This window comes from Flavobacterium myungsuense (assembly GCF_042677265.1).
Classification (GTDB): Bacteria; Bacteroidota; Bacteroidia; order Flavobacteriales; family Flavobacteriaceae; genus Flavobacterium; species Flavobacterium myungsuense.
This window is the reverse complement of sequence record NZ_JBHTIZ010000026.1, coordinates 190,831-204,915: the sequence shown is the minus strand read 5'-3', so window position 1 is coordinate 204,915 and position 14,085 is coordinate 190,831. Positions and strand designations below refer to the sequence as shown.

The window sequence follows — 14,085 nt, the reverse complement described above, 5'->3', positions numbered from 1 at the left end:
GAATACTTGATAAAAATACTGATATGAACAAAATTGAGTATAAATTATATTTTTATGGTCTAATTAATGCTTTATTCTCCAATCTCTTTTCCGTCTTGAATAATTTTATCTATTACAAACAAGGGCCTGTTTCTAACTTGATTGTAAATCCGTAAAACATATTCGCCTATTAATCCTAAAGATATAAGTTGAACACCACTAAATAAAATTATAGCTAAAATAGTAGCTGTAAATCCTTGAGGAACGTCATTGTAATAAACTCTTCTGTAAATATTATACCCAAAATAAATCAATGAAAAGAATACTGTAAAAAATCCAAGTCGAGTAATAATTTTCACCGGAAAATCACTAAAATTAAAGAACCCGTTAAAAGCCAATTCAAAAAGTTTACTCCAACTGTATTTTGTATTTCCTGCTTGTCTTTCGTCTCGATCATATTCAAAACCGATTTGTTTAAAACCAACCCAAGCTCTCATTCCTCTTAAATACCGGCTTTGTTCAGGCATATTGTTTATATTGTCGACAACTCTTCTGCTTAACATAGAGAAATCGCCACTATCGATAGGAATATTAAAACTGGAAATCTTTTTTTGCAATCTGTAATAAGCTAGATATGCTAACTTTTTTAAGAAACTTTCTTTTCTGTTTTTTCGGATAGCATATATTACATCAAATCCTTGAATCAATAATTTATAAAACTCTTCTACTAACTCAGGTGGGTCTTGCAAATCACCATCAATAATCATAGCTCCTTTTTTTCCTCTTACACTTGCCAAACCTGCACTAACAGCCAATTGATGTCCGTGATTTCTAGATAAAAGTACTCCAGTAAATCGATTGTCGGCTTTACAAATTTCTAGTATTAATTGGTTTGTTTTATCGATACTTCCGTCATTAACCAGAATGACTTCGCACATAAAATCAGTTTGATTAATAACATTTGAAAGCCTCTGAATTAAAGTGTCAAAAACAGCTTCTTCGTTATATAGCGGAACAACTATGGAAATATCAATTGAGTTCAAATTATTTTTTATTAACACTAATGTTGTTGTTAAAAACAGTTTACTATATTTTGAATGTAAAACTATAAAAATAATCGAATCCTAACCTTGTTATGAAAGAATAATATTTATTCTGTTTTTTTTAATTCTTGATTTTATTTTAAAAGAAAAGAAGCTATTTATTATACAAAATTTGAAGGTTTATTGCATTTCGTAGACTAATTTGGCTGTGTAACGATAAAATATGTCGTTTTATTCCTATTTATATATTTTTACATCATTATTAATCAATACATTAAAAAGTCATGAAAAAAATGTCCCCGTTTTTTATTACTTTGCTTCTAATTCTTTTTACAAATACTGCAGTAAGTCAAAGCATTGTTATAAACGAAATTTTAACTTCAAATACGACAATCAACCAAGATGAAGATGGAAGTTATCAAGATTGGGTTGAACTAAGAAACAATGGTGCTACCGCTGTTAATTTAACAAATTTTGGATTGACCGATGATGCAACTTTGCCATACAAATGGACATTCCCAAATGTTACTATTGCTGCGGGTCAATATTTATTAATATGGTGTTCAGACAAAAACCGCACTAATACAACAAAACCTCTACATACTAATTTTAAACTAAGTTCTTCAGGCGAAACAATTACTTTAACCAATGCTTCAGGAGTAGCTATAAATACAGTTACAACTCCAGTAATATTACAAAATATATCTTACGGGCGATTACCCAACGGTACAGGTGATTTTAAGTTTTTTAATGTGGTAACACCTGCATTAGCTAACGGAACGGTTGGATATACTGAAGCTTTAAGTCCTCCAACATTTTCTAAAGAATCTGGTTTTTTAACTACTGAGTTTAATTTAACCCTTTCTAGTACCACGCCTGGAGCAACTATTTTATATACACTTGATGGTTCTGAACCCCAATCTTCGAATTTAGGAGGAACTACTTACAGCTATAAAAATCAATATCCTGAACATCCAGGAGATGTAACAGGTCCTTTATTTACAAAAAGTTTTACAACCTTACAATATAGTGCTCCTATAGCTATTGTTGATCGTTCTAGTCAACCCAATAAACTGGCCTCAATATCTAGTACTTATTCTTTTGACCCTGACTATATTCCTACTTCACCTATATACAAAGGAACTGTTGTTCGAGCAAAATTAGTTAAGCCTGGCTCCTTAGATAGTAAAACGGTAACTAATACGTATTATATTTCTCCTTTGGGCGCAAACCGATTTTCATTACCTGTTTTGTCTTTAAGCCTAGATGAAAATAAACTATTCGACTATAATGAAGGTATATATGTAGCTGGAAAAGACTTCGATAAGTGGCGAATTGATAACCCTTTACTTGAACCTGATTATATTGAAGATGCCAATTATACGCGAACGGGTATTGAAACAGAAAAAATTACAAATATGACTTATTTCATAAATGGGTTACCTGTTTTAAATACCGATATTGGAATTAGAATTCACGGTGGAGGAACTAGAGCCTTTCAAAGTAAGTCTTTAAAACTATATGCGCGTTCAGAATATGGAGCTAATTCAATTGATTACAAGTTTTTTAGCAACAAGAAAGATGATAAATTTGAAAGTTTAATACTTCGAAATTCAGGAAATGATTTCAATAATACTCTTTTTAAAGATGCGTTAAACCACAGAATAATTCGTTCGCTTAATCTACTTACTGAAGCCTATCAACCAACGGTTACCTTTGTAAATGGAGAGTTTTGGGGAATTTTAAACATTCGTGAACGCTATGATGATGACTATTTTAAAAGAACTTTCAATATTGAAAAAACCGAATTGGATTTTTTAGAAGACCAAGGAAAATCATATAATGCTTCTTATGGTGATCATCTTGACTATCAAAATATGATTAGCTATATTACTAACAATAGTTTGGCAAACGATACAAATTATAATTATATTAAAACCAGATTAGACCCAGATAGTTTTAGTGATTACTATATTTCAAATATTTATCTGCAAAACGGTGATTGGCCAGGAACCAATATTGAATTTTGGAGAAAGAGAACCAATGGTTACATTCCTAATGCGCCTTATGGTAATGATGGTAGATGGCGATGGGCAATTCACGATATGGACGGAACTTTTGGTATTTATTATGATGATGTTACCTATAATACTTTAGAATTAGCAACTGCATCAGACGGTCCGGTATACCCAAATCCGGCATGGTCAACATTAATATTAAGAAAATTATTAGAAAACTCTTCTTACAAAAATGATTTTATCAATCGTTTTGCCGATTTAATGAATACTACGTTTTTACCATCAAGAATTATTTCTATGATGGATGAAATGAAGGCGGTAATCTATCCAACCATTCCAGAACATATTTCTAGATGGAAAGCTCCGGCTGATTTAGATGATTTTGATTGGTCTATTAACTTTCAAAAAAGTTTTGCTACTCAAAGACCAGCTGCACAAAGAGACCATATTCGCTCTAAATTTGGTATAGCATCAAATATTAATGCTACTTTAAATGTTTCAAATCCAAGTCATGGTTATATAAAAATGAATACCATCGAAATCCAATTAGGAACAGATGGAATTACTTCTAATCCTTATCCTTGGTCAGGAGTGTATTTTTCAAACATTCCTATTAAATTAAAAGCAATTGCTAATCCAGGATATGTATTTAGTAAATGGACTGGAGCATCAGATAGTACAAATCCTGAAATTACTGTAACATCTGCTACAAGTTTTAATGTTACTGCTGTTTTTGTTGCTGAAACGATAGCTACTAGTCAGCCTATTTACTATTGGATGATGAATTCAACAATTGCTAACAATTTACCTCTTGAAACTTTAAACACAACTTATAAAACTGGAACAACAGATGGTGTCATTCAATATCAATCGTGTTTAGAGGGTTATCCTTTTGTTTCTACTGATGTCGCAAACTGGAGAAAAGCTTCTATGGAAAGAAGAAACAGTCCAACAGATATCAACTACATTCCTTTAGCCAATAACAATCTTCCATTTGCTACAAGTGATATGAGAGGATTGCAAATTAAAGAACCTTTGCAAAAAGAGGGTGTAGAAAATACAATGATATTTAGTTTTTCTACAAGTGGTCAAAAAGATATTAAATTCTCATTTGCAGCCATAAACGAATTAACTAATGCTACTGCAATTGTTGTTGATTATTCGGTCAATGCGGGAAGCCCTGTTTGGATAACATCAGGACTGACTTCGAACTCCTTGCCTTTAACGAATGCCTATCAGTTATTTAATATTGATTTTGCAACCATAACAGCTGCAAATAACAATGCTAATTTTAAAATTCGTTTACGATTTACAGGAGCGAATATGACAGCCGACTCAGGAGCTAGAATTACTTTTAATAACATTGCGGTACATGGAACCCAAGTAACTTTAGCGGTTGTTGAAAATACGATATTGAAATTTTCTATTTATCCAAACCCGTTTTCTGATATTGTCAATATAATTGGAATAAACGGTAATGCATCTTTTAACTTATTTACAATTGACGGAAAATTGATTAAAAAGGGTAAATTAGAAGAAAATAATCAAATAAATCTGAATGACTTGTCTAAAGGTTTGTATTTATTGCAATTAACTTCTGATGGTAAAGCAGAAACAAAAAAAATAATTAAAAAATAATTTATTAATACTACTCTTATTAGAGGTAATAGCACTACTATTAACCTCTTTTTAATATTACCATTTATCGGATTTATTTGTTTTATACCGTTAAAATTCAACAGTTGGTCTACTATAATTGTAACTTCATCGAAAAACTGTTTAACTGTATGAAAAAGATTACTTATGTATTTTGTTTATGTTTATTTATTTGCTCTTCGAAAGTTATTTTTTCTCAAAATATTATCATAAACGAAATTCTAGCTTCTAATACTAATTCAATTCAAGATGAAGACAGTTCCCGACAAGACTGGATAGAATTATACAACTCTGGAACTTCCTCAGTAAATCTGTTAGGATTTGGTCTTTCAGATGATCCTTTATTGCTTTACAAATGGACTTTTCCAAATATCTCCCTAGGCGCAGGACAATATTTAATAGTTTGGGCTTCAGATAAAAACAGGTCTGTTGCAGGAAATCCGTTGCATACCAACTTTAAAATTAGTGCTTCAGGAGAAGCGTTTTTTCTTACCAATACTTCGGGATTAACAATTAATACTTTTCCTGCTATTAGTTTGCACGCAGATATTTCTTACGGTCGATTTCCAAACGGTACTGGGACGTATGTTTTTTTTGGTACTCCAACTCCAAATGCTTTAAATGCAACTACAGGTTTTTCAGAAGCTTTAAGTCCACCTGTTTTTTCTCAAGCTTCTGGGTTTTTGACTTCTGGATTTAATTTGACTATTTCATCTCCTGATCCAGGAACAACTATCATATATACTCTTGATGGTTCTGAACCTGATGAGAATAATTTAAGCGGAACGACCTACAATTACAGGAATCAATATGCCAGAAATCCAGGACAAGTATTTGGCACATTTCTTTTCAATACTTTTCAAACCCTTACATATACTGCGCCGATTGCCGTTGCCGATAGAACGCCACAGCCCAATAAAATCTCTGCGATTTCCACGACTTACGACTTTACCCCTCCCTATTTTCCAAACGGCACTATTTACAAAGGAAATGTAGTTAGAGCGAAAGTGATAAAAGCTGGTGCTTTGTCTAGCAAATCTGTTTCTAAGAATTATTTTATAACTCCTTCAGGAGCAGGTAAATATACTTTACCTGTGCTTTCGCTTTGTTTCGATGAAAATGATTTATTCGATTATGAAGATGGAATTTCAGTTGCTGGAATTGACTTTGAAACTTGGCGCCTTGCTAACCCAACACGCACCCCGACTCGACAATGGGGGAATTATGAAAGAGATGGAATCGCCAATGAGCGAAAAGCTAATATGCATTATTTCGTCAATGGTCTTGAAAAAATAAATCAAGATATCGGTCTTCGTGTCAGAGGAGCTTTTTCAAGAGTTTATCCAAGTAAATCTTGGAATATCGCTGCACGTTCTGATTTTGGCGATGACAACCTGTCCTATAAATTTTTCTCTGATGAGCCATACACGAGTTATGAAAGACTGAGTGCCAAAACTGGAGGTAGTGATTTTTACAATACCATGATCAGAGATCCTTTAAACCATCAGTTGGTAAAGGACTTACGAATGGATACTGAATCGCATCAACCCATGGTCGTATTCATGAATGGAGAATATTGGGGAATGCTTAACATGCGCGAGAAATATGATAATAATTATTTTAAGCAGGTTTACAATATTGATGCAGTTGATTTAATTGAAAATCAAAATGCTGTTCAAGAAGGCGATATCATAGATTACAATAATATGTATTCCTATATTTCGAGCAATTCTTTTACAAGTGATGCTAATTATGCTTTTATTCAAACACGAATGGATACGGATAATTTTATAGACTATTTCACCACAAACATTTTTACTCAAAATGATGACTGGCCAGGAAATAACATTGTATTCTGGCGAAAAAAAACAGCTGGTTTTGTGCCAGGTGCTCCTTACGGGCATGACGGTAGATGGCGTTGGGCCATCCATGACATGGATAGTACTTTGGATGAAGCAGATCATAACTCGCTGGCAGATGCAACTGCTACTAATGGCACAAGTCCTAATCCGCCGTGGTCTACGTTAATTCTTCGAAAATTACTTCAAAACAATACTTTTAAGAATGATTTTATCAATCGATTTGCCGATTTGATGAATACCAACTTTCTTCCGTCAAGGATAATCGCAAAACAAAATGAATTGACTGCAATTATTGCGCCTGAAATGCCTGATCAATATTTTAGATGGAAAGCACCTCTAAACAATAGTGATTGGCAATATCATTTAAATGAACATGTAAATTTTGCTAATCAAAGACCTGCATTTCAACGTAACCACATCCGCTCTAAATTTGGCATTTCCTCAAACATAAATGCGACTTTAAATGTTTCAAATTATGATCATGGATATGTAAAAATAAGTACGATTGAAATTAAAGATGGGACTCCTGGTATTATCGGAAATCCTTATCCTTGGACAGGGATTTATTTTAGTGGAATTCCGTTTAAACTAAAAGCAATCGCTAAACCTGGATTTGTTTTTAGTAATTGGACTGGGGCTTCAACTAGTACCGATTCTGAAATTACAATTACACCAACGGCCAACTTTTCAATCACAGCCGTATTCGTTCCAGATGGTATTGTAGATATAAGTGTTCCTATCTATTTCTGGATGATGGATGGAAATATTGTTAATGGAGCTCAATTGACCTTATTAAATTCAACTTATGAACTTGGGTCTAATGGTGTAATTCAATACCAATCTTGCAATACTGGTTATCCTACTGCAAATTCTGGGAAATCATCTATGGAAAGAAGAAATCTTCCTACAACTATCAATTACAGACAAGCGGTTAACGGAAATGTTGCTTATCCTGCAGATATGAGAGGAATTCAAATCAAACAGCCTTTCCAAAACGGTGTGTTAGAAAATACTATGGTATTCAATTTTTCCACAAGTGGATATAAAAAAATTAAATTCTCATTTGCAGGAATTGATGAAGGTGCAGCAAGTGCCATAGTTATAGATTACGCTGTAAATTCAGGGACACCAATTTGGGTAACTACTGGATTAGCTTCCTCTTCAATACCATTGACATCTTCCTATCAATTGTTTCAAATTGATTTTTCAAGCATTGTTACAGTAGATAATAATTCAAATTTTAAAATTCGTTTCCGTTTTACTGGTCCAAATATGACAGCCAATAACGGAAAACGTGTAACTTTTAATAACATCGCAGTTGACGGTGTAAAAATACCGCTGTCCTATCCTTCTCCTAATGAGTTTAGTGTTGGCAATATGATTACTAATTTATTGCCTTCAACAACAAGAGTAATGACAGATTATAGTGTTTCGCCTGCTTTACCTTCTGGATTAACTTTAAATCCTACTTCTGGAGTTATTTCAGGAACACCAACTTTAACTTCATTAGCTTCAAATTATATAGTTACTGGAACTTATGCTACAGGAACAGAAACTTTTAACATAAATATTACTGTTAAAGATATTGCACCTAGTTCTTTAAGTTATGCTTCTCCTAATATATTTACTAGAAATACTGGCATTAGTAATTTAACACCCACTTCATCTGTTGGATTAGTGGTAAGCTATTCTGTTTCTCCTAATTTACCTAATGGTTTAGCTTTAGACACGTCTACAGGAGAAATTTCAGGAATTCCAACAGTTGTTACTCCAACATCTACTTATACCGTTACAGCTGTGAATTCAGGTGGTTCGACTTCATTTGATGTCGTGATTACTGTGAATGATGTTGCGCCATCGGCTCTTTCGTATTCTTCTCCAAATGTATTTACTGTAGGAAATAACATTTCAGAATTAATTCCAACATATTTTGGGACAATTAACAGTTTTAAAGTTGTTCCTGATCTAACTTATGGATTAATTTTTGATACTTTAACTGGAATTATTTCAGGAATTCCCGAAATAGAGTCGGAAACTACAACTCACATAATCACGGGGACAAATACTTATGGAAGTACTTCATTTGAGATAGAAATTACTGTCGATAAGACATTAAATGTTGGTGATAATAATTTGAAAAACAGTAGAGTTTTTCCAAATCCTTTTAGTGAAATCCTTTATATATCAGGCATATCTAGTTTTTTATCCTATAAGATGTTTACAATTGAAGGCAAGTTAGTGCATAGTGGGGACGTTAGAAACTCTAGAATAGTATTGCGTAATTTACCCAGTGGAGTATATTTTTTAAAATTGATTTCAGAGGGAAGAGATGTAATAAAAAAAATAATTAAGCGATAAAAAAAAGAGGCTAAATCTTTGTATGATTTCAGCCTCTTTTATTTTTTGATTAAAAAACTTCCCTATTTAGAGAAGTTTTCAATTCATATATTTTTAACGTCGTTAAACATCATCATAATCTATAGCAATACTTGCAGATGTAGGGTGTGCTTGGCAAGTAAGTATTAAACCTTCAGCGATTTCGCTATCGGTAAGAATAGAATTTTTAGACATTTCAGCAGTTCCTGATGTAATGCGGGCTAAACAACTGCTACAAATACCGCCTTGACAGGAATAAGGAGCATCGATTCCTTGTTTTAAAGCGGCTTCAAGGATGGTTTGTTTTTGAGACATTTCAAACGAAGTTTCATCGCCATCTACTAAAATCGTGATTTTTGAATGTCCTTCTAATGATTTCTCTATTTTGTTTTCGCTTGTAGATGTAGAAAACAACTCAAATTTTATTGCCGATTCTTTAATGTTGCGTTCTTTTAAAACACCAGAAACGGTGTTAATCATTTCTTCTGGCCCACACAAGTAAAATTTATCAAATTGCAAAGCTGCGTGTTTGTTATTCAAGACAAAATTTACTGTCGATTTATCAATTCTCCCGAAAAGTTCATTATCAACTTTAGCCTGACTGTATACATAATGAATAAAAAAGCGACCAACATATTTTAAATGCAAATCATGCAATTGTTGATGAAAAATGGTTTCTTCAGGCGATTTATTACCGTAAACCAATACAAAAGTACTTTTAGGTTCCTGGCTCAATACATTTTGAATAATAGAAAACACAGGAGTTATTCCGCTACCAGCTGCAAACGCCATATAGTTTCGTAAACGATTCGCTTCTGGTTCAAAAGTAAATTTTCCTTCTGGAGTTCCCACTTCAAGAGTATCTCCCGCTTTTAATTTAGAATTTGCAAATGCTGAAAAAGCTCCGTTTTTTACTTCCTTTACAGCGATTCTTAGTTCACCACTTTCTGGCGAAGAACAAATAGAATACGCACGACGAATTTCTTGTCCATCAAGAGTGAGTTTTAAATTGAGGTATTGACCAGCAATAAAGCGATAAAAATCTTTAAATTCTAACGGAACATTAAAAAGAACAGATACTGCTGATGGGGTTTCGCGACGAACTTCTTTAATGTTTAATTTATAAAATGACGACATGTAGAATAATTTTTGGCAAATGTACGAAATGGAAAAGGTTTCTAAAAATGATATGCATCAAGTTTTTATACCTAAAAGTATTATGCATAAGAAATTTATGTATATTTGAATTTACAAAATGAATATGAAATGAAAAATTCACAATTATACAAAGGAAGTCTCAACACAATAGTTATGAAACTCTTAGAAGAAAACGGCAGAATGTATGGCTATGAAATTACCCAAAAAGTAAAGGCGATGACGCAAGGAGAGCTTCACATTACCGAGGGTGCTTTGTATCCTGCTTTGCACAAGCTTGAAGCAGAAGGTTTGCTAGATGTTGAGGTAGAAAAAGTGGATAATCGTTTAAGAAAGTATTATAAACTTACTGAAAAAGGCACTACCGAAACCATAAATAGATTAGCAGAACTCGAGGATTTTATCAGAAATATGCAATCATTAGTACAACCAAAATTAGCATTTTAGTTATGAAACTTTCACAAGAACAAATCGCAAAAATTGATGAAAAATTGACTTTAAAAGGGTTGGTTTACGAAGATATAAAGTTAGAACTACTTGATCATATTGCTTCTGACACAGAAAATGTAATGACAGATAAAGAAATTGCTTTTGAAATAGCTTTTAAAGATGTTTTTAGAAAATGGAAACCACAATTACAACCTTTTAAAAGTTGGTTTTTGGAGTATGATAAGATACCAATAATAGTCACTAACAAAATGATAAATCAGGTTAAATATTGGTTTATTGTTTTTCCAATAGTAATAGCTACGATTATTACTTTTTTTGTTTCTAAAAGCATAAATATGTTTGAAAATAAAGCATTTATGAATTCAATTAACAGTATCTTTAAAACAAGTTTTATTGTAATCTTTTTTTTGTCTATCCTTACTATGATATTAATTAAAATAGCTAAAAATAATACAACTTATAAAAGCTTTTCTAAACAAACTAGTAGGTTTTCAATTTGTTTTACTGGAACTTTTTTATACTTAAGCGGGTCTAAACCTTTTCTTTATTTTGATGCCAATCTATATTTAAATTTAATTATGATTTCCCTTTTAACATTTGTGACTATTGTAAGCATTGTTTCGTTTATTTATTTATACAAACATTTCGAATTCGAAAGAAAATTATCTAAAGTATAAGCTATGAAACTAAGTCAGGAAAACATAGAGTTTATAAACAGCTATTTAAAAAACAATCAAGTTGTTTATCTAGACATTCGATTTGAAATGATAGATCACATCGCTGCTGCTATCGAAGCGAAAATGGAAGTAGAAAGTCTTGATTTCTATACTGCTTTCAAAAACTATATGGTTCTAAATAAATCAGCATTATTGAAAAACAACAAAACAAGTACTTCTTTTTCTTGGTTTGAAATTGGCAATTATTTGAAATATTTAGTTACTCCAATAATGATTGTAATAGCTTTTTTATTGTTTATAACTGTAAAGCTTACGGATATTCTTAGTTATTTTTCAAAATCCTTTACCTTTAATAATTTAGTTTTTTTGCTTTTTGTTTGTATCGCAAGTTTCCAAGTACTATACTGCCACTCCTATTTAAAAAAACGATATTATGGAATTGAGAAAACAAGTCAAATACTATTACTATTATATTTGATTTTGCCTATTTTTTCTGGTGACATATATGTCTCAATCTTGCTCCTATTCTTTCTTTTTGGATATTTGAATTATTTTATAGGCGAAACTTCTAAGTTTAAGAAGCATAAATATAAGTATTTGTAAATGAAACTCTCACAAGAACAAATAGCACATCTCTACGGATTTACACGTCAGCATCACGTAGAGTATTATGATTTACAAACCGAGTTGGTAGACCATTTAGCCAATTCTATCGAAGAGCAATGGCAAGAAAACCCTAAACTTTCTTTTGAAGCTGCTTTGAATGTAGAGTTTAAAAAGTTTGGTATTTTTGGGTTTATGGATGTGGTGGGTCAAAGGAAGATTGTGCTTCAAAAGCGATATGAAAAAATCGCATGGGATTATTTAAAAGATTTTTTTAAGCTTCATTTGATAATTTTTACACTAGTATCATTAGTTTTTGTGTTCTTTTTTTTAAATAAGGGAGAGAGAATGGTGGTTATTGTAATTCAAATGGCAATTTATTTTTCAATTAGTATTTATTTTTGGGTGGCAAGAATGATTAATAAATATAAAACGAGAAATAGTAATAGCAACAAATGGCTATTTGAAGAAGTCTTGAGAAAGCACTCACCGTTGGCTCTCTTCGGGGTTTTCATTTTTACCAGTTATTATGTTCCTCAATTAAAAGAGAAGCTAAATTTTATAATTCCATATTCTATTCAATCTTTATATGATAGTGCTTTTATAGTTTATTTTGGATTGTTTATATATATAGTAAAAATAAGAATACCATTAAAAACAAAGGAATACCTCAAACAAACTTATCCCGAATATAATTTTCAAAACGTGTAACTTTTTTTCACTTTTACCAACTTATTATTGAAACTGAATAAGTAATTATGATAAAAAAATTTCTCTTTTTAGAATGGAAAGAGGCCATTCGATCGGCAACTTTTGCTACTAATATGGCATTAAAAATTGTGATGGCTTTTTTTGCCATTTATTTTGCTATCCTTTTTTTAGCTCTTGGTGTACTTGCTTTTTACCTGCTTCGCGAAATGGGTTTAGACCCAATTACAACTGTAAATAAGTTCCTAATTTATTACTTTTTAATGGATTTAGCGTTTCGATTATTGTTGCAAAAAATCCCAGTTATGAATATTCGTCCTCTACTGGTTTTTCCTATAAAAAGAGAAACAATTGTTCATTTTTCATTAGGCAAAACAGCATTTTCGTTTTTTAACTTTGCCCATGCTTTTTTGTTTCTTCCGTTTTGCGTTGTTTTAATTATTGAAGGCTATTCTGTTTTTAGTGTGTTACTATGGCATATCGCTATTTTTTCATTGGTTTACAGCAACAATTTTTTAAATATTTTATTAAGCAATAAAGATAATTTATTAGCTGTTTTTATTGGTGTTGTAGCTATTTTAGCAGGGTTACAATATTACCAATTTCTTGACATTACAACTTATACCGCGCCTTTTTTTGATGGGTTATTCAACTCTAAAGCACTATTTTTAGTTCCTGTTTTGGTTCAAATCGGTCTTTATTATATTACTTTTAATTATTTTAAAAAGAATTTATATATAGACGCCGGATTATCTACTAAAACCGAAATTGCCAGAACAGAGAATTTAACCTGGTTGAACCAATTTGGAACGATTGGCACTTTTCTTAAAAACGACATTAAACTTATTAAAAGAAATAAACGTTCGAAAACAACAATTGGAATGAGTATTATGTTTCTTTTTTATGGGTTACTTTTTTTTACCAATAATGTAGAAGTTTACAACAATCCTTACATGCATATTTTTGCAGGAATTTTTGTTTCAGGCGGTTTCCTAATTACTTTCGGACAATTTGTACCAAGTTGGGACAGTGCCTATTATCCATTAATGATGACACAAAACATTCCATATAAAGGCTATCTCAACTCTAAGTGGTGGCTAATGGTTATTGGAACAGTAATTTCTACCATTTTAGCATCTTTCTATTTGTATTTTGGATGGCATATTTATCTTACAATTGTTGTAGGAGCTATTTACAATATTGGTATAAACTCTCATTTGGTTTTACTTGGCGGAGCATATACTAAAACGCCAATAGATTTAAGCTCAGGGAAAGGTGCTTTTGGCGATAAAAAGGCATTTAATGTAAAAACCATGCTGGTTTCTATTCCGCAATTGGCATTGCCAGTAGGTTTATATTGGTTGGGATCCTATTTAGCCAATGAAAATGTAGGACTGGCTTTAGTTGCAATTATAGGTATATTAGGTTTTACATTAAGGAATCCTGTTTTTAAGTTGATTGAAAAAATCTATAAATCAGAAAAGTATGGAACAATTGAAGCATACAAACAAAAAAGCTAACTTAATTTTTAATACAACTAACTAAATTAACACATCAA

The 14,085-nt window shown here is 31.8% G+C and carries 9 protein-coding genes; 7 read left to right on the top strand and 2 right to left on the bottom strand.

Going from position 1 to position 14,085, the window contains the following annotated elements; translation table 11 throughout:
• Positions 1-71: 71 nt before the first annotated feature.
• Complete coding sequence (locus tag ACFQ0S_RS11120; RefSeq protein ID WP_379757688.1) at positions 72-1,022, bottom strand: glycosyltransferase family 2 protein; 951 nt, start codon at positions 1,020-1,022, stop codon at positions 72-74.
• 284 nt (positions 1,023-1,306) lie between these two features.
• Between ACFQ0S_RS11120 and ACFQ0S_RS11115 the strand changes: the two genes are divergently transcribed.
• Together ACFQ0S_RS11115 and ACFQ0S_RS11110 are read left to right on the top strand one after the other, a co-directional pair.
• Positions 1,307-4,678: a CotH kinase family protein gene (locus tag ACFQ0S_RS11115; RefSeq protein ID WP_379757685.1), complete on the top strand. Its 3,372-nt coding sequence runs from the start codon at positions 1,307-1,309 to the stop codon at positions 4,676-4,678.
• Between the two features lie 149 nt (positions 4,679-4,827).
• Complete coding sequence (locus tag ACFQ0S_RS11110) at positions 4,828-8,916, top strand: CotH kinase family protein (RefSeq protein WP_379757682.1); 4,089 nt, start codon at positions 4,828-4,830, stop codon at positions 8,914-8,916.
• 102 nt (positions 8,917-9,018) lie between these two features.
• On the opposite strand, the gene ACFQ0S_RS11105 is transcribed toward ACFQ0S_RS11110, so the two are convergent.
• A complete protein-coding gene (locus tag ACFQ0S_RS11105) occupies positions 9,019-10,071 on the bottom strand; it encodes a 2Fe-2S iron-sulfur cluster-binding protein (RefSeq protein ID WP_379757679.1) in 1,053 nt (350 codons plus the stop codon).
• 129 nt (positions 10,072-10,200) lie between these two features.
• Here ACFQ0S_RS11105 and ACFQ0S_RS11100 point away from each other — a divergent pair, with 129 nt between their 5' ends.
• From ACFQ0S_RS11100 to ACFQ0S_RS11080, 5 genes are read left to right on the top strand one after another with little or no spacing between them, the layout of a single operon-like run.
• The gene (locus tag ACFQ0S_RS11100; protein ID WP_379757676.1) at positions 10,201-10,536 is read left to right on the top strand and encodes a PadR family transcriptional regulator; all 336 of its coding nucleotides are present in this window, start codon (positions 10,201-10,203) and stop codon (positions 10,534-10,536) included.
• Positions 10,537-10,538: 2 nt separating this feature from the next.
• Complete coding sequence (locus ACFQ0S_RS11095) at positions 10,539-11,216, top strand: hypothetical protein (RefSeq protein WP_379757673.1); 678 nt, start codon at positions 10,539-10,541, stop codon at positions 11,214-11,216.
• A 3-nt stretch (positions 11,217-11,219) separates the two neighbouring features.
• Complete coding sequence (locus ACFQ0S_RS11090) at positions 11,220-11,819, top strand: hypothetical protein (RefSeq protein WP_379757670.1); 600 nt, start codon at positions 11,220-11,222, stop codon at positions 11,817-11,819.
• The gene (locus ACFQ0S_RS11085) at positions 11,820-12,530 is read left to right on the top strand and encodes a hypothetical protein (RefSeq protein ID WP_379757667.1); all 711 of its coding nucleotides are present in this window, start codon (positions 11,820-11,822) and stop codon (positions 12,528-12,530) included.
• 47 nt (positions 12,531-12,577) lie between these two features.
• Complete coding sequence (locus ACFQ0S_RS11080; protein WP_379757663.1) at positions 12,578-14,047, top strand: DUF5687 family protein; 1,470 nt, start codon at positions 12,578-12,580, stop codon at positions 14,045-14,047.
• Positions 14,048-14,085 lie beyond the last annotated feature (38 nt).